The sequence below is a fragment of the Rothia nasimurium genome (assembly GCF_928381415.1).
Lineage (GTDB): Bacteria > Actinomycetota > Actinomycetes > Actinomycetales > Micrococcaceae > Rothia > Rothia nasimurium_H.
In genome coordinates, this window is record NZ_CAKMSF010000007.1 from 55,321 (window position 1) to 72,483 (window position 17,163).

General features: G+C 59.9%; 17 protein-coding genes and 1 tRNA gene. 14 read left to right on the forward strand and 4 right to left on the reverse strand.

All coding sequences use genetic code 11. The annotated features are described in order from the left end of the window. Positions 1–289: 289 nt before the first annotated feature. From L7A20_RS09075 to L7A20_RS09095, 5 genes are all read left to right on the forward strand, one after another. A complete protein-coding gene (locus L7A20_RS09075) occupies positions 290–1,633 on the forward strand; it encodes a hemolysin family protein (RefSeq protein WP_237223157.1) in 1,344 nt (447 codons plus the stop codon). After that, positions 1,630–2,715, forward strand: a complete 1,086-nt coding sequence (locus L7A20_RS09080; RefSeq protein WP_237223158.1) for a hemolysin family protein — start codon at positions 1,630–1,632, stop codon at positions 2,713–2,715. The genes L7A20_RS09075 and L7A20_RS09080 overlap by 4 nt, the downstream gene beginning before the upstream one ends. A 211-nt stretch (positions 2,716–2,926) precedes the next feature. Beyond that, positions 2,927–3,886 (forward strand): metal ABC transporter solute-binding protein, Zn/Mn family, encoded by a 960-nt coding sequence (locus tag L7A20_RS09085; RefSeq protein WP_237209854.1) that lies wholly within the window; start codon positions 2,927–2,929, stop codon positions 3,884–3,886. Positions 3,887–3,891: 5 nt separating this feature from the next. Then, positions 3,892–4,749 carry a metal ABC transporter ATP-binding protein gene (locus L7A20_RS09090; RefSeq protein ID WP_237199485.1) on the forward strand — a complete coding sequence of 286 codons (858 nt, stop codon included), beginning with the start codon at positions 3,892–3,894 and terminating at the stop codon, positions 4,747–4,749. Further along, entirely contained in the window at positions 4,746–5,660 is a 915-nt protein-coding gene (locus tag L7A20_RS09095) for a metal ABC transporter permease (protein ID WP_237223159.1), read from the forward strand. The genes L7A20_RS09090 and L7A20_RS09095 overlap by 4 nt, the downstream gene beginning before the upstream one ends. Here L7A20_RS09095 and L7A20_RS09100 read toward each other — a convergent pair. After that, on the reverse strand, positions 5,632–6,066 hold the full coding sequence (locus L7A20_RS09100) for a Fur family transcriptional regulator (protein WP_237223160.1): 435 nt from the start codon (positions 6,064–6,066) through the stop codon (positions 5,632–5,634). The two genes, L7A20_RS09095 and L7A20_RS09100, sit on opposite strands and share 29 nt — an antisense overlap. 185 nt (positions 6,067–6,251) lie before the next feature. On the opposite strand from L7A20_RS09100, the gene L7A20_RS09105 reads away from it, so the two are divergent. The 4 genes from L7A20_RS09105 to L7A20_RS09120 all read left to right on the forward strand — a co-directional run bounded on the left by L7A20_RS09105 (position 6,252) and on the right by L7A20_RS09120 (position 8,227). Beyond that, positions 6,252–6,902 carry an MBL fold metallo-hydrolase gene (locus tag L7A20_RS09105; RefSeq protein WP_237223161.1) on the forward strand — a complete coding sequence of 217 codons (651 nt, stop codon included), beginning with the start codon at positions 6,252–6,254 and terminating at the stop codon, positions 6,900–6,902. Positions 6,903–6,912: 10 nt separating this feature from the next. Then, positions 6,913–7,338, forward strand: coding sequence for an HIT family protein (locus L7A20_RS09110; protein WP_185174443.1), 426 nt, complete (start codon positions 6,913–6,915; stop codon positions 7,336–7,338). Positions 7,339–7,555: 217 nt separating this feature from the next. After that, positions 7,556–8,017 (forward strand): hypothetical protein, encoded by a 462-nt coding sequence (locus L7A20_RS09115; RefSeq protein WP_237206336.1) that lies wholly within the window; start codon positions 7,556–7,558, stop codon positions 8,015–8,017. A 3-nt stretch (positions 8,018–8,020) separates the two neighbouring features. Further along, positions 8,021–8,227: a helix-turn-helix transcriptional regulator gene (locus tag L7A20_RS09120; RefSeq protein ID WP_237206337.1), complete on the forward strand. Its 207-nt coding sequence runs from the start codon at positions 8,021–8,023 to the stop codon at positions 8,225–8,227. 91 nt (positions 8,228–8,318) lie between these two features. Here the strand turns inward: L7A20_RS09120 and hrpA are convergent, their stop codons facing one another. After that, complete coding sequence (gene hrpA / locus L7A20_RS09125) at positions 8,319–12,749, reverse strand: ATP-dependent RNA helicase HrpA (protein WP_237223162.1); 4,431 nt, start codon at positions 12,747–12,749, stop codon at positions 8,319–8,321. 204 nt (positions 12,750–12,953) lie between these two features. Here hrpA and L7A20_RS09130 point away from each other — a divergent pair, with 204 nt between their 5' ends. Continuing rightward, a complete protein-coding gene (locus tag L7A20_RS09130; RefSeq protein WP_237185849.1) occupies positions 12,954–13,235 on the forward strand; it encodes a type II toxin-antitoxin system RelE/ParE family toxin in 282 nt (93 codons plus the stop codon). Further along, positions 13,195–13,521, forward strand: coding sequence for a HigA family addiction module antitoxin (locus L7A20_RS09135; RefSeq protein WP_237223163.1), 327 nt, complete (start codon positions 13,195–13,197; stop codon positions 13,519–13,521). The genes L7A20_RS09130 and L7A20_RS09135 overlap by 41 nt, the downstream gene beginning before the upstream one ends. Positions 13,522–13,588: 67 nt before the next feature. On the opposite strand, the gene deoD is transcribed toward L7A20_RS09135, so the two are convergent. Beyond that, positions 13,589–14,311 (reverse strand): purine-nucleoside phosphorylase, encoded by a 723-nt coding sequence (deoD, locus tag L7A20_RS09140; protein ID WP_237185850.1) that lies wholly within the window; start codon positions 14,309–14,311, stop codon positions 13,589–13,591. A gap of 119 nt (positions 14,312–14,430) precedes the next feature. Between deoD and L7A20_RS09145 the strand changes: the two genes are divergently transcribed. Next, complete coding sequence (locus L7A20_RS09145; protein WP_237223164.1) at positions 14,431–14,826, forward strand: hypothetical protein; 396 nt, start codon at positions 14,431–14,433, stop codon at positions 14,824–14,826. A 4-nt stretch (positions 14,827–14,830) separates the two neighbouring features. Continuing rightward, the gene (locus tag L7A20_RS12050; protein ID WP_336603572.1) at positions 14,831–15,820 is read left to right on the forward strand and encodes a GNAT family N-acetyltransferase; all 990 of its coding nucleotides are present in this window, start codon (positions 14,831–14,833) and stop codon (positions 15,818–15,820) included. 231 nt (positions 15,821–16,051) lie between these two features. Here the strand turns inward: L7A20_RS12050 and L7A20_RS09160 are convergent. Further along, positions 16,052–16,124: transfer RNA gene (locus L7A20_RS09160), tRNA-Arg, on the reverse strand. A gap of 121 nt (positions 16,125–16,245) precedes the next feature. Between L7A20_RS09160 and L7A20_RS09165 the strand changes: the two genes are divergently transcribed. Beyond that, on the forward strand, positions 16,246–17,160 hold the full coding sequence (locus L7A20_RS09165) for an alpha/beta hydrolase (RefSeq protein WP_237223165.1): 915 nt from the start codon (positions 16,246–16,248) through the stop codon (positions 17,158–17,160). Positions 17,161–17,163: the final 3 nt, after the last annotated feature.

Consider the following 17,163-nt stretch of genomic DNA (forward strand, 5'->3'; position numbering starts at 1 on the left):
TAGTTTAGAAGTGTTTTGGGGGTTCGTCCAACGCACTACTTTCTATGACATCTCACGTACGTGCTGTCCGGTATAAATGGGCTCACGTTTCGCAGGTGGTGAAAGGGGGCCCACTGAGTAAACCGCTAGAGATTCGCTAGAATTGACCACTATGGAAGACCCTTCTAGTTGCTGTGCAAGCTCGCAGCCCTCACGAGCGCCTAGGCGCATAGAACCCCTACACCAGACCACGGGCGTCCGTACCCTAGAACAGACGCACCTAGCCCAGCAGGCGGTGAGAGCCTAAACCATGGAATGGCTCCTGCTTCTCATCGGTTTTGCCCTGATTCTGGGTACCGGCTTCTTCGTGTCCGTAGAATTTTCGCTGGTAGCCCTTGATCAGTCCAAGGTCCAGCAAGAAATTGATAGGGGAGACGCCGCAGGCGAACGGGTGCTTGCCTGCCTCAAGTCCCTCTCAACCCAGCTCTCCAGTTGTCAGCTGGGTATCACTATCACCACCCTGCTGACAGGCTACACCCTCGATAGCGGCATCAATGCGTTGGCCGGCGACACTATCGCCTCCTGGGGGCTGGCTCCCTCACTTGCCTCCGCCCTTACCCTTATTTTCTCCATGGGTATAGCCACCCTGCTCTCCATGATTATCGGTGAGCTAGTTCCTAAAAACCTGGCAATCGCCGAACCCTACCGGGTGGCTCGCGTCCTGGCTCCTGGTCAGTTGCTCTTTACCAAGGTCATGGGGCCGATTGTGCGTACCGCCAACGGCTCTGCCAACTGGGTTCTGCACCGCTTCGGCATGGAAGCTAAGGAAGAGCTGTCTGCTGCCCGTTCGCCCGAAGAGCTTTCTTCAATGGTGCGTCGCTCAGCCGACCTGGGCACCCTGGACTCCGATACTGCTCGCTTTGTTGATAAGACCCTCTCCTTCGCTGAGCTAACCGCAGCCGACGTCATGACCCCGCGCCGCAAGGTCATCATGCTCGAAGATACCGCTCCTGTTAGCGATGTCATCGAGCTGGCCCGTACCACCGGCTACTCCCGCTTCCCCCTCTACCGGGAAGACCAGGACAACATCGTGGGGGTTGTGCACGTGAAGAAAGCTGTGGGCCTTCCCCTCGATAAGCGCGACACACTGGAAGCCGGAACGCTCATGGAGGACGTGCTGCAGGTGCCCGAAACTGTGCACCTGGACTCCCTGCTCATGCAGCTACGAGAGGGCGCCCTACAGCTTGCCGTAGTGCTCGACGAATACGGCGGCACGGCCGGCATCACCACCCTTGAAGACCTGGTTGAAGAAATCGTCGGTGAAGTCTCCGACGAACACGACACCAACTCCTTCGACGAACGCCCCCTGCGCGTGGGCAACGGCGACTACATCTTCTCGGGCCTGCTCCGCCCCGACGAGGTCAAGGACTACATCGGTACCCTCGATGTGGATGATGACCCCGCCTACGAAACCATGGGCGGCTTCATGATGGACCACCTGGGCCGAGTTCCCGAAACCGGCGACGTGGTGCCCGTTGAGGGCGGACGCCTGCGCGTAGAAAAGATGGAACAGCGCCGGGTTGACCGCATCCGCTTTATTCCCGAAGCCCTCACCACAGATGACCTCGCCGCTCGAAAGGAGGGGGCCCGATGAACGACTGGGTAGCTATTGCCCTGCTCTTTGTGCTCCTTGCCGGTAATGCCTTTTTCGTGGCCGGTGAGTTCGCCATTATGTCGACCCGCCGCTCCCAGATTGAGCCGCTGGCTGAGACCGGTAATAAGCGCGCGGTCACCGTACTTTATGCGCTGGAGAACGTCTCGCTCATGCTGGCTACCTGCCAGCTGGGTATTACCGTCTGCTCCCTGCTGATTCTGAATGTTTCAGAGCCCGCCCTGCACCACCTAGTGTCTGCACCCCTGGAAAGCTGGGGCATCCCTTACGAGGTGGCTAGCGCTGTAGGCTTTGCATTCGCGCTGATCCTGGTGACCTACCTCCACGTTATCTTCGGCGAGATGGTGCCCAAGAATATGGCGGTATCGCTGGCTGCCCAGGGCGTTGCCCTGTGGATTGCCCCGCCCCTGGTCACGGTCTCGCGGGTGCTCAAGCCCCTGGTGGGCTTCCTCAACTGGATTGCTGACCATACCCTGCGCCTGATGAAGGTGGAACCTAAGGCCGAGGTTGCCTCAACCTTCACCCTTGATGAGCTTCAAAGCATTGTGGCTCAATCAACCGCAGAGGGAACCGTGGACGACGGCTCCGGCGTGCTGTCTGGCGCCCTGGAATTCAGCTCGAAGACCGTTGCTGAGATTATGGTGCCCGGTGACCAGCTGGTTACCATGAACTTCCCCTGTACACCCGCTGAGCTGGAACGGGCTGTTGCCCACACCGGCTACTCCCGCTTCGTGATGAAGGACGAGCAAGACGGCACCTACATGGGCTACCTGCACATCAAGGACGCCCTGGTCTACGAAGCTGACCGCATGGACCAGCCCATTGCCTGGTCTAAGCTACGTCAGATGTCGATCGTCAAGCCCGAAACCGAAATTGATGAGGCTCTTGCCACCATGCAGCGCAATCGGGCCCATGTCTCCCACGTGGTTGACGCCCAAGGGCAGAGTGTTGGCGTGCTCTTCTTGGAAGACATCCTCGAAGAACTGGTCGGTGAAATTAAGGACACCACCCAGGAGCACGTACGCCGCCGCGAGGAGGCCGCTTCAAAGCACAGCGCCGACTAGTTTCCTCTAGCTAGCTACCGGTTTCTGCCGGTGCGCGGACGCCCGCCTCGCCTTTCCTGCCCCGTGGCAGGGAAGGTAGGACGGGCGTCCTTATATTCCTAGCGGGGCGCGGGTGTGATGCGGTGTACGTACTTTTTATTTGCGAACCGTTCGCAGAAAGGAGTAGGCTGGCAGAAGCCCTATCCCTTACTGCGTACCAAAGGACAGCGCCATGCGAAAGATTTTCCCCACCGTCTCACTGCTTGCCATATCGGCGCTGGCCCTCTCTGCTTGCGGGTCAAGCGGGACGAGCGCGTCCTCGTCCTCAAACGACGGAACCCTGCAGGTCGTCACCACCACCGACGTCTATGCCGATGTGGTGGCGGCAGTCGGCGGCGATAAAGTAGAGGTCACCCCGCTCATCGCCTCAACCGCTGTGGACCCCCACTCCTACGAAGCCACCAGCCAGGACCGCCTGACCGTGAAAGACGCTGACCTGGTTGTCGTCAACGGCGGCGGCTACGATACCTTCCTCACCGAAATGGCCGGCACCGATAACCCCGACCAGATTGTGGTGAACGCGGTAGAACTCTCGGGCCTCTTTAGCGCCGACGACCTGGCCCACATGGCAGAAGAGCACAGCACCACCGGTGAAGACCACTCTGACCACGTGCACTCCTACAACGAGCACGTCTGGTACGACCTGGACACCATGAAGAAGGTAGCTAATCAGGTGGCAGCCGACCTGGCTGAGCTCGACCCCGCCAACGCGGACGCCTACACCAGCGCCGCTGCAACCTTCTCCACCGACGCTGACCAGCTACTTGACCGTCTCAAGGCTATCGACACCGAAGAACGTACCTACCTGGCAACCGAGCCGGTCTCGGGCTACATGCTGGAGGACGCCGGTTTCACCGACTCCACCCCGGCAGATTTGACCGCAGCGGTCGATAGCGAAAGCGACATCGCCCCCCTGACCCTGCAGGAAGCCAAGGACGCCCTCACCGGCGGTAGTATCGACCTGCTGGCCTTCAACGAGCAAACCCAGACCGCCCAGACCACCGAAATCTATACCTTCGCCCAGGAAGCCGGAGTTGCCAGCGTCTCCTTCACCGAGACCCTGCCCGAGAACACCGGCTACATGGACTGGATGACCCAGAACATCGACAACCTAGAAAAGGCAGTAGCATAAAGCCTATGGCTCACTCTTCTACCCAGCTCGCCCCCGCCCTTACGGTGACCGGGGGCGGGCTTTCCTTTGGCCACCGTACCCTGTGGCAGGACCTCAACCTCACCGTGGAACAGGGCGAATATTTTGCCGTCCTGGGGCCCAACGGCTCGGGCAAATCGACCTTTATCAAGGTCATTTTGGGTCTGACCCAGCTGAGCGCCGGCAAAATTTCGGTTCTGGGTGCCCCTGCCCGCCTAGGGAACCCCGGCGTCGGCTACATTCCCCAGCAGAAGGCAATTGGTACCGAGATGCCCCTGCGGGCCCGCGATTTTGTGGGACTGGGGGTGGACGGCCACCGCTGGGGCTTCCGCGTGAAGAACCGGGCCTACCGGGAGAAGGTTGATTCCCTGCTCGATGCGGTTGGTGCCAGCGACTACGCTAATGTGCCGGTGGGGCTTCTATCGGGCGGCGAGCAGCAGCGCCTGCGTATCGCCCAGGCCCTTGCCAATGACCCCAAGATTATCCTGGCAGATGAGGCCCTGCTTTCTTTGGACCTCAACCACCAGTACGCCGTCTCTGACCTGATTCACCGCTACAACCGGGAGCACGGGGCTACGGTCGTTTTCGTGACCCACGAAATCAACCCCATTATCGACCATGTAGACCGCCTGCTCTACCTCGCGGGCGGACGCTTCACCGTGGGGTCGGTGGAGCAGGTCATGCGGAGTGAGGTGCTTACCGACCTCTACCAGACTCCGGTATCGGTGATACAGACCAACGGCCGCTACGTGGTGGTGGGCGGCGAGCACGGGGAGCACCACTGCGCCCTGGAAACCGACCACCCCCAGCTACTTGCACCCGTGAAAGGGGTAGATAACCGATGACTTTTGCGGACTTTATGGGCAAGGTCTTTGTCTTTGACCGCTACGGTGAGCTGGTGGCCCTGCTGAGCCAGTCCATTATCGCCGGGGCAATCTTGGGTGTGATCGGTGGCTTTGTAGGGCTCTTTGTGATGCTCCGCCGTCACGCTTTTGCGGTGCACGCCATCGCCGAGATGTCTTTTGCCGGGGCCGCCCTCTTCCTGCTCCTGGGCTATAACGTGGTCACCGGTTCCCTGGTGGGCTCCATTATCTCTGCCCTATTGATTGCCCTGATGGGCGCTCGGGCCCACGAAAACGATTCGATCATCGGTGCCCTGATGCCCTTTGGGCTGGGGCTGGGAATCCTCTTCCTCTCCCTCTACTCGGGCAGGGCAGCTAACAAATTCTCGCTGCTGACCGGTCAGATTGTTTCAGTTGACTCTGCTCAACTGACCTCTATGGTTATCGGCGGGGTAGTGATTATTGCGGCCCTGGCCATCATGTGGCGGCCGCTCATGTTCGCCTCGCTTGACCCGGTGGTTGCCTCAGCCAAGGGGGTACCGCTGAAGGCTCTTTCCATTGCTTTCATGATTGTGCTGGGTATTGCCACCGCCCTATCGGTGCAGGTGGTGGGCTCCCTGCTGGTTCTTGCCCTACTGATTACCCCGGCAGCGGCAGCCCTACAAATCACAGCCTCACCCCTGCGCGCCCTAATTCTTTCAGTGCTCTTTGCAGAAACAGCCATGGTGGGCGGTATTCTTCTGGCCCTGGCAGGCTCCCTGCCGATCAGCCCCTACGTGACCACCCTGTCCTTCCTCATCTTCGTGGTCTGCCGCCTGGTACGAGCCGTCCGCCAGCGCTACTCAGCCTCGGGGCGCGTCCGCTCATCTGAAGCCGCAGCAGCGCCTAGCCTCGCTGGTGGGCAGAGCAGTTAGAGCAGACCCCGGTAATCTCAATGACGTGCTTGACCTCGGTGTAGCCGTTCTTTGCCGCAATCGCCAGGGCTAGCTCTTCAAGCTCGGGAATCTCAAATTCCCGGGCAGCCCCACAGATACGGCAGAGCAGGTGATGGTGGTGGTGCTCAGAGTCGCAGCGGCGGTAGATAGCTTCGCCGTCCTCGGTCTTGAGGGCCTCTACCTCACCGGTGCCCACCATGGACTGCAAGAGACGATAGGTGGTTGCCAACGACACCTTATCGCCGCGCGAAAGCATGAGCTGGTGTAGGTCTTGAGCAGAAATAAAGTCTTCGAGGGTTTCGAGGGTTGCGGTGACTGCCCGGCGCTGTTTAGTGTTGCGAATTTCGGTGGGCTTGCTGGCTGACGACGCTGAGTTGGTGTTCACGGGTCATTCCCTCGTCTAAAATCGGTCTCTCTCTGTGCCTACTGTACACCAGGTTTCCCTGGGCAGAAACGGCCCTCGCGCGGGGCGAAAAACAACGTTTTCAGGTAACAGCGTATGTGTTCAGCAGAAAGAAACCGTCAGCTCCAACTAGTCTGACTGTGGTGGGAGCTACTAGGGTGGTAGGTATGAAACTTACCAAATACACCCACTCCTGCGTCAGGCTCGAAAAGGACGGCGCCGTGCTGGTGATCGACCCCGGAAACTTCTCCGAGGTCGAGCAGGCACTGGACGGGGCCCACCATATTCTGGTCACCCACGTACACCCCGATCACTTCGATGAGGGCAAGGTGGTCGCTTTTCTGCGAGAGAACCCGCAGGTCACCATTCACGCCCCCGCCGCTGTCATTGATACCGTTCTTGCGGCCCTGCCCGAGGCCCTTGCAAAGTCGGTGGAAGCTGATGGGGAGCTGACCCTCTCATCCTTCTCTATCAAAACCTTCGGTGGCAACCACGCTGTCATTCACCCCCTGCTACCGGTGATCGATAACGTGGGCTACCTGATTGACGATAATCTCTTCCACCCGGGGGATTCTTTTGTGGTGCCCCACGGCATTGAGGTGGGCACTCTGCTGGTGCCGATTCATGCTCCCTGGAACAAGATCCAGGAGGTTATTGACTTCATTATCGCTGTGCGCGCTCCGCGGGCCTTCCAGATTCATGATTCACTGCTTGCCGAAAACGGTCGAAACATGATTATTGGCCATGCAACCAACTTTGGTCAGAAGTACGGCACCACCTTTGAGTACCTGGCCCCCGGCCAGTCTGTAGAGATTTAGGAGTAAGCCCATGAGCACTGTTTTTACCAAGATTATTAACCGAGAACTGCCCGGCCGTTTTATCTGGGAGGACGAGCAGGCAGTTGCCTTCTTGACCATCGAGCCCTTCCAGTACGGCCACACTCTGGTGGTTCCCAAGGCTGAGATTGACCACTGGGTTGACCTACCCGAGGAGCTCTCTGCCCACCTCTTTGATGTGGCTCAGAAGGTATCGAAGGGTCTGATGAAGGCTTTTGACCCCACCCGCGTGGGCATGATTATTGCCGGTTTTGATGTGCCCCATACCCATATTCATGTGTGGCCCGCTGTTGACCAGAGCGAGTTCACCTTCGAGCAGGCTAACCGTAACCCCGATGCGGCTGCCATGGATGAGGCTGCTGAAAAGCTGCGGGCAGCCCTGACCGAGCTGGGCTACGGCGACTCGGTAGCTTCCTAGCCCCCTCCGCCAGGTAGGTACCATCTAAATCAGAAAAACCCACCAACTAGGTGGGTTTTTCTGATTTAGATGGTCTTTTCTGGTGTAGTGGCTGAGTGTCTGGGGCGTAGGGGCCGACGGCCTAAAAATAAGTAAAGTGTGTTTGACATAGCTTCGCGCCTGTATGTAAAGTTTATTTCACATCAACTGTAAAGTAACCTTTACATAAGGAGATAGCATGAGCATCGACAAGACCCAAAGCACCTGGGGCCGTTCTCGCTTCGGTGGTAGCCAAGCAACCCTGATACTTGTCAGTATTCTGGGTGCAACTGCACTGGCCCAGCTACTGGCCTGGGGCATTATTGTCATTAGTTCTGAGCAGGTCACCTGGTGGTGGGTGCCGGTTGCCTCGTTAGCTTTTATTCCGGTGTTAGCCGCCACCTTCTGGGTAGTTTTGGTCGACCGAAACACCGTTAAAGGAACCACCCGCAACCCAGAATCCAGCATCGAAAACCACTGGTACGGAAAGGCAGCGGAAACTACCTTTCACCTCATGATTGCAGTGATGGGGCTGGGTGCCGGGGCTTTCGCTATCTTCGACTGGCAGGTATCGCCGTCCCTTCTGCTGGCGTCCGTCACCGTGCTGGCCATGCTGGTCTTCCTTGTGAGCTACCAGGTCTACAAGCGTAAGGGTGCATAGCCCGTGCAGAACCAGCTCAAAGAACTACGCGCTGAGCGGGGCTACTCTCAGCAGCAGCTCGCCGACGTGCTCGGAGTGTCACGCCAGACCGTCATCTCAATTGAAAAAGGACGTTTCGACCCGTCCTTGCCCCTGGCCTTCCAGCTCGCTGAAGTCTTCGGGTGCCGGATCGAGGATATTTTCTTTCCCGATGCACCCGAGAACAACTAGAAGCGAGAAATGACCAGGAAAATCGGAAAAACCCACCAACGAGGTGGGTTTTTCTGATTTAGATGGTACCTAGGGCAAGGGACGGGCGGGCCTAGGCGTTCTTGATAGCCTCCATGGCTTCGCGCAGGGCCTTAGCCACCCGCTTTTCACTGACGGTGTAGGCCGTGCCCAGCTCCTGGGCGAAGAAGCTCACCCGAAGCTCTTCAATCATCCAGCCCACCTGCTCCAGCTCGGGAGTTGGGCTCACGCCACCTGGCAGGGACTGCACAGCCTTATCGTAGGCGTCCTCAAGTTCCTGCACGGTCAGCATGAGCTGGTTATCCCGGTTGACGTTGGGCCCCAGCTTCTCAATGCGCTTGGAGATCGCCTTGAGGTAGCGGGGCAGGTGGTGCAGCTGAACCGCACCGGTCTCGGTGACAAACCCCGGGTAGACCAGGTTCTCCAGCTGGCTCTTCATGTCGCTCATGGCGTGAATGACCGCAAGCGAGGTGGACTTCTTAATGAGCTTCTGCACCTTAGCTGTTTCCGACAGGATATCGGCAACCAGCTTGGTCATCACGAAGACCGTGTCAATGAGATCAGCCCGCACGCTATTGAACAGGGCAGTGTACTCCGCCCTGGTAAAAGGCGGGGTAGCGGGTACCAGCTGGTCAATAGCAGCTACCGTGCAGTCACTAATGAGGGCTTCAATTGACCCGTGGGGGTTTTGCGTAAAGACCAGTTTTTCGCGGTTGTTCAGGTGCTCCGAGACGTAGCGCTCGGGCGAGGGAGTATTAAGTTTGAGCAGGCGAATCACACCCCCGCGCTGGGCCCGGGTAGCTTCAGCCTCGGTGGGGAAGATCCGCACAGCAACGGACGCCCCCTCATCAACCAGGGCCGGGTAGCCTGCCACCGTCTGGGTAGCAATGACGCGCTCGACCTTGCGGGGGAGATCCTGCTCCGGCCAGTCGGTTAGACCTGAAACCTCCCGCACGGCCTTGCTGCCGGGGCCCACCGGGGCGGACGTCTGGGCCCCCTTGGCCCCGGACACGGCGCTACCAGCGGTGCTGGGAGCCGCAGGAGGCACCGACTTGCTACCGACGTCCTTGCCCCCCTTCGCGCCTGCAGCAAGAGCCGCCATCTTGCCCAGGGTCTCGGGGCTAGCGCCCAGAGAAGCTGCCAGGGCAGAGCGAATCTCGGCGTGCAAAAGACCCTGGAGTTCCACTAAATCCTTGCCCTCGCCCAGAATCTTATTCTGGTGGTTGCGCACCTGGAAGGTAAAGCGCAGGTGCTCGGGTACCGCATCCCAGTTGAACTCGGCCGGATCGACCACATGCCCACGCAGGCGGCGCAGCACCAGGGCCAGGGCCTCGGTGAGAGAGTCAGTAGCGGGGGAGTAGTCGGCGTTGAGCTTCTCGACGGCCTGGCGGGCAACGTCCGGTGCCGGAACAAAATTCTTGCGAATCTGCTTGGGCAGGGACTTAATCAGGGCCGTCACCAGTTCCTCCCGCAGACCCGGAATCAGCCACTCAAAAGGAGCCGGTTCAAGCTGCCCTAAGAAGAGCACCGGAACCTGCACCGCGATGCCGTCCGTCTGTGTCTGGGAGGAGCGCACCCCACCAATCTGCACGCTGGGGGCGTACTCGTAGCGCAGGTCAAGGGCCAGCTCCCCGCCGGAGGTGCGGGCAGTCCAGGTGCGGGGGAAGAGGGACTCGTCGTAATCGGCGGCCTCTTCGTCAATCAGGTTTTCGGGGGTGAAATCCAACAGGTGCTCATTGACCCGGCGTTCCTCCTTCCACCAGCGGTCAAAATGGCGTTCAGAGACAACGTGCTCGGGTATGCGGGCGTTGTAGAAGTCGAAGAGGACAGCGTCATCGACCCGCAGGTCGCGGCGGCGCAGACGAGCCTCAAGCTCCTCAACCTCAGCCAGAGCCTTCTGGTTACGGGCAAAGAAGCGGTGGCGGGTCTGCCAATCGCCCTCTACCAGGGCAGACTGAATGAAAATCTCGCGGGCAGCTACCGGGTCAACCCGCCAGTACTGGATACGCCGGTCGGCAATGATGGGCAACCCAAAGAGAGTGACCTTCTCATGGGCCAGCACCGAACCCTGGCGGGCAGACCAGTGAGGGTCAGAATAAGAGTGCTTGAGCAGGGGCCCAGCCAACTCTTCCACCCACTCGGGCTCAATCTGCGCGTTTACGCGCGCCCACAGGCGGGACGTCTCTACCAGCTCAGCAGATACCAGCCAGACCGGGTTCTTCTTAAAGAGGGCAGAGCCGGGGAAAATCGCGAAGCGGGTACCGCGCGCGCCTCGATACTCGTGGCGATTCTGCTCATCCTGCATACCGATATGCGACAGCAGACCTGAGAGCAGTGACTTGTGCACCTCGGTCTCACTGGCAGCCGGGTCAATATCGCGCCCGCCCTCAACCGTAATACCGGCCGACCGGCCAATGTCCCGCAGCTGGGCGAAGAGATCCTGCCACTCCCGAATACGCAGGAAGTTCAGGTACTCCCTGTGGCACATCTTGCGGAACTGACTCGATGACAGCTCGGCCTGCTTCTCATTGATGTACTGCCACAGTAGCAAGAAGGAGGTGAAGTCCGACTTCTCATCCTTATAGCGGGCGTGCAGGGAGTCTGCCTCACCCCGGTGCTCGGCCGGGCGCTCGCGGGGGTCCTGAATGGTCAGGGCAGCCGCCAGCACCATGATTTCCTTGGCAACACCTCGCTTGGAACCCTCCACAATCATGCGGGCTAGGCGGGGGTCAACGGGAAGGGCCGCCATGGCGCGCCCGGCGGCAGTGAGCGGTGAGGACGGACGCCGCCCCCCTCTACCGCGCGCCCCGCGCTTATCGCGGGGGAGGGCGTCCGCCCCATCACGGCCGGGGGTAGCAAGTGCCCCCAGCTCGCGCAGCAGGTTGACGCCGTCGTTGATAGCGCGGGTTTCGGGCGGCTGAACGAAGGGGAACTTCTCAATATCGGCGGGGGACTTAACCACGCCGATAGCGGTCATCTGCAGAATGACCGCGGCCAGATTGGTGCGGAGAATCTCGGGGTCGGTGAACTCGGCCCGGGCCTGGAAGTCCTCTTCGGAGTAGAGGCGGATAGCGATACCGTCAGAGACACGACCACAACGACCCGAACGCTGATTGGCTGAGGCCTGCGAAATACGCTCGATGGGCAGGCGCTGCACCTTGGTCCGCGCGGAGTAGCGCGAGATACGGGCGGTGCCGGTATCGATCACGTACTTAATGCCGGGCACGGTCAGGGAGGTTTCAGCCACGTTGGTTGCCAGCACGATGCGGGGCCGGCCACCGGGTTTGAAAACCCTGTGCTGCTCAGCCATCGACAGGCGGGCGTAGAGGGGCAGCACCTCGTAGTCGGCCAGGCGGCGGGTGGATCGCACCATATCCTCGATAGCGTCGGCCGCGTCGCGGATTTCACGCTCGCCCGAGAAGAAAATCAGAATGTCGCCGGGGGCTTCTTCAGAAAGCTCCCGGATGGCGTCAAGCACGCCCTCAATCGGGTCGCGGTCGTCGTCCTCGAGGCCGTCACCGGCGTCCGCCTCGTCCTCTCCGCCGTCGCCGGTGCGCGGCTCGCTCAGCGGGCGGTAGCGGATCTCGACCGGGTAGGTGCGGCCGGAGACCTCAATGATGGGCGGGGCATCATCGGGTAGGGTTGCCTCGGCGATTTCTTTTTCCTCGGGGCTGAGGGTCTCGTCGACGATGCCGATACCGGGCACGAAGCTGGGGGAGAAGTGGCGGGCAAAGCGCTCGGGGTCGATGGTGGCCGAGGTGATGACGATTTTCAGGTCGGGGCGCTGGGGCATAATGCGCTTGAGGTAGCCCAGGATAAAGTCAATGTTGAGGGAACGCTCGTGAGCCTCGTCAATGATGATGGCCGAGTACTGGCGCAGCAGTCGGTCGTTCTGAATTTCGGCCAGCAGAATACCGTCGGTCATGAGCTTGATAGCGGAGCCTTCGCCCACCTCTGCGGTGAAGCGCACCTGGTAGCCCACCGTTTCGCCGATTGTCTGCCCCAGTTCTTCGGCGATGCGTTCAGCGACCGATCGGGCGGCCAGACGGCGGGGCTGGGTGTGGCCAATCATGCCCTTTTCCGCCAGCCCCAGTTCAAGGAGCATCTTGGGGAGCTGGGTGGTCTTACCCGAGCCTGTTTCACCCGCGACGATGGTGACCTGGTTGTCGCGGATAGCTGCCATGATGTCGTCCCTGCGGGCAGAGACGGGCAGGGCCTCGGGGTAGGTGATTTTTTCGGGAATCAGCGGGGTGTAAGGGCGGCGCTGGTTCGGTTTCTTCCCGCCCTGCTTGCTCCGGGGGGCTGTGCTGCGGCCGCGACGCTGGGAGCGGGCGGGTGCGTCCGCCCCCTCACGAGGGCTGGACGCCTGCTTGCCCCTACCACCGCGCTTTCCGGCGGTCTGGGGCTCGGTGGGCTCGGATGCGCGGATGCCCGCGCCGTGCATAGCAGCGGCGATAGCGGAGAGGGGCTGGGCAGGAGTGCGGGAAGAATCTGAACTAGACATACTGCCCTCTATTTTAGGGCAGAGCCGGCACGAACGGTCAGGTTTCACTGGGCGCGTGAAGCCTATCGACTATAGTCGACAAAAATATCAAAAAAGAGAAGTTTATCGACTATAGTCGATAAACTTTCGGTTCGGTGGTGTGATAAATGGGTTTAAGTCAGCCCACCTATTGAGCTATAACGTCTCGCGTTATAGCCTGGAGCTATGATTCAATCTTTCGCAGATCGAAACACGGAGAAGCTAGCCCAGCGCCAGCGGGTTCCCGTTTTTGACACGCGTATTGAACGAGTTGCTCTAAGAAAACTGAGATTATTGGATGCCGCTACATCACTTAACGACCTGAGAGTGCCCCCGGGTAACCGTCTGGAAGCCCTCAAAGGTGATAGGGCTGGGCAACATAGTATAAGAATTAATGATCAATGGAGAATCTGTTTTACCTGGACTCATGCAGGGCCTGAAGGAGTTGAAATCGTTGATTACCATTAGTTTGCCTCCGGTACACCCCGGGGAGGTTCTCCTCGAAGATTTTATGGAACCCCTTAGCGTGAGCCAGAACCAAGTCGCCCGAGCCATAGGAGTCTCACCACGTCGGATTAACGACATTGTGCATGGTAGGCGAGCAGTAACAGCTGATACAGCGGCCCGGCTGTCTCGTTATTTTGGCACGAGTGCTGAGTTTTGGCTCAATCTACAGGCCCGGTATGAGCTGGATATGCTTGAAGAAACAAAAGCTGAGACTTTGGCAGCTATCGTTCCATTGAACGCTGCCTAGAGACGAGGACGCCCCGCCCTCCTGCCCTGGGGCAGGGGAGCGGGGCGCAGGCGTCCTGACAGAAAATTTAGAGGCTGGCAGCGACGGGGAGGACGAGTTCCATCATGTCGGTGAAAGCGGTCTGACGCTGCTCGGCGGTGGTCTCAACACCCTTGAAGAGGTGGTCTGAGACGGTGAAAACAGAGAGGGCCTGCACACCGGCGGCGGCAGCCACAGCGTAGATACCAGCGGTTTCCATCTCCACAGCCAGCACACCCATCTCGGCCCACTTAGAGGCGTCGGAGAAGTCAGAGCGGTAGAAAACGTCTGAAGACAGCACGTTACCCACGTTGAGGGTCTTGCCCTGGGCCTCGGCCTCCTTGGCCACAGCTGACAGCAGGGGCCAGGACGCGGTGGGGGCAAAGGTGCCGGGGAGCTTGTAGTGGTGCATGAAGTTAGAGTCGGTTGAAGCTGCTGAGGCCACGACCAGGTCGAAAAGGTCAAGGCCCTCAGCCATGCCACCGCAGGTGCCGATACGGATCAGGTTCTTCACGCCAAAGGTGTGAATCAGCTCGTGGGCGTAGAGGCTGGCCGAAGGGATACCCATGCCGGTACCCATGACCGAAATGCGCTGGCCCTTGTAGTCGCCGGTGAAGCCGAACATGTTGCGTACAGTGTTGAACTGTACGACGTTCTCAAGGTAGGTATCGGCAATGAACTTGGCGCGCAGGGGGTCGCCGGGCAGCAGGATGGTTTCGGCAATTTCAGCGCCGTTCGGGGCAATGTGCGGGGTATTGACGGCTTCTGCCATGTCACTCTCATTTCTGGTGCGAAAGGGTGGGGTTTTCGCCCCTAGTCTACCCGGCTTCATATAAGCAACCCTGCTTAGTAGTTTGGTAAGGTGGAAGGGAACGCCGAAAGGAGTAGTCAATGACGAAAGCAATCTATCTCACCCTGGTCGCAGCTTTTGGTGCCTCGATTAGCGGCGTCATCGGCCTGTTGCGGGCCTTCGCGCTCCCAGAGCAAGAACTGACGCCCTATCTTATCGGTATGACGATTGGGGCAGTCACCCTGACTTTCATCAGCCTAGCTGCCCTGCGCTTCCCCGGCCCCGACCTTCATCTGATCTACCGTCGACAGTTTACGGCTCGCCCCTCCTGGGCCTTCCTGCTGGGCGCGGTGTTCGGGCTAGGAATAAGCCTACCCCGCATCGACCCGCAGGACTTTATCTTCGATGCTATCTTCTCTATCATTTTTGCCCTGGTTATCGGCGTGATAGCAGCAGTCTGGGTTGCCTTCCGTCGGCCTGCTCCTGACCTAAACTAGGCACATGGAGCTACGCTACTGGGCACTCACCGACGCCCCTGACCTTTACTCGATTTACCGCACATCATCAGGCCTCGAGCGGCAGATGCCAGCCCTCGCCAGCGAAGAGGACGCCCGGAACCTCATCGAAACCAGCTACCTACCGGCTGAAAACCGGGCTATTTTCTGCCTCAGTGACGAGGGACGGCCCGCAGGGCTCATCGGGCTGAACTTTACGGCCCGCAGCGATACCGGAGCCTGGGACAGGGCCTGGGTCTACTACTGGCTAGCTGACCCCTATCGCGGGCAGGGCTACACAAAAGCGGCTCTCACGGCGGTGTGCGCCTGGGCCCTGGGCGATCCCAACCCCGCACCAACCCTACCTACTCTCGATACCGGCCTGCTGGCGTCCTTACCCTCACCCCGCCTCCGCCGTCTGGAACTGGGCTACCGCGCCAACAACCTCGCGAGCGGAGCCGTTGCCGCCGCTGCCGGGTTCCAGGTTGAAGGGATTGAGCGGGAGAAGTTCCTCTACGCAGGGCAGACCTACGACGCGGTGATAGCCGCTAGGCTCCGCAAGGACGGACGCACCCCGGCTAGCCAGCACCACCACGAGGCAGTTTCCCGCCCCGGCTTCCACCACGTTGAACTCTGGACCGAATCCCTGGCAACAGCCCTACCATCCTGGGCCTGGCTCACCCAGCAACTAGGGTGGACGACCTACCAGGAGTGGCCCGGCGGAATCTCCTGGCAGGCTCATGATGGCTCCTACCTCGTCCTCGAAGAATCCCCCGATACCACCGGCCCCCATAACCGTACCCACGCTGGGCTCAACCACGTGGCCTTCACAGTGCCGTCCGCGGCCTTGCTCGATAAGCTCCGTAGCGAGGTTGCCAGCCACGGCTGGAGTGAACTCTTCGCAGACCGATATCCGCACGCAGGCGGCCCCGACCACTACGCCCTCTACCTCGAAAACAAGCAGGGGTTTGAAGTGGAACTCGTCGCCCCAAACTAACCCGCACTTAGTCTGAAAACCCCGCAACTAGTTGCGGGTAAAACAGAATAAATGCGGGGAAGAAGGCGGACGCCGGGCACAAATAGAAAAGACCTGCCAGCGCTTCGCGCATTCTGGCTCTGCTTATGTTTAGCCGGCTAAAAAGGCCCCACTGGGGCCTTTCTTCACGCCGGGCACAAAAAGAGAAGGTATGCCAGCGCTTCGCGCATTCTGGCATACCTTCTCTTTTTGTGCCCTCGAAAGGATTCGAACCTTCGACACCCAGCTCCGGAAACTGGTGCTCTATCCACTGAGCTACGAGGGCAACACTGAACCTTCACAATAGATAGTGAAACTCAGACCTGATTACTCTATCAGAAACCCCGCCCCACAACACAAACCGATTACAGTAGGAACAAAGACCAGCGCACCGAAGGGCTGAATCAATGACCACATTCACCGGCAACTACGCGGGAACAAGCCACCCATCCCAGACCTTTGACTTCTACCCGCCCAGCGCACCCACCGGTGAACACCACCCCGTGCCCCTACTCATCTACGTCCACGGCGGAGCCTGGCGATTCGGCGATAAATCCTCCTTCCTGCTAGCTGATAACGGTCTACACCGCGTCCGCGAACGCTTCGCCCACGCGGGCTACGCCACCGCCTCCATCAACTACCGGCTCAGCCATGAGGCCCTCTTCCCCGCCCAAATCAACGACCTCAAAACAGCCATCCGCTACTTCAAAACCAGGGCCGAAGACTTCGGAATCGACCCCAACCGTATCGTCCTCGCAGGCGGATCGGCGGGCGGGCACCTGGTCCAGCTAGCCGCCGCCACCGGCCACCTGAACGAGCCCTACCTCGAAGGCCTCTCAGCCAGTGCGCTCGCTGCCCGCACCATCGCAGGTGAGTCGGATTCGTCCGTCCGCTGTGCCGTCTCCATCTACGGGGTCAGCGACCTGCGCACTATCTTCGCCGACCGCGTCGCCTGGGGTTTTGCCTACGACCACCCCGAGGACGACGGTGCCGAATGGCGGCTGCTTGGCTCCACCTACCCTGCCCCGGCAGGCACCCCAGCAGAGGTCAACTGGGCCAAGGCCCACCCCATCGACTACGCCAGAGAGGCAAAGAAAACAGGGGAGCGAACCCACGCCCCGGTCTACTATATCCACGGCAGCGGGGACACCTGTGTGCCTCCCAACCAGTCAGTGCACGCCCACCGGGCCCTCTCCGCAGCCGGAATTCCCACCGAACTCACCCTCATTGGCGGCGCAGAACACTCAGACCCGGCCATCTACGCCAGCGAGAGCACCTGGGAACACATCATTCGCTGGGTGGGTCAACAGCTAACCCTGTAGACT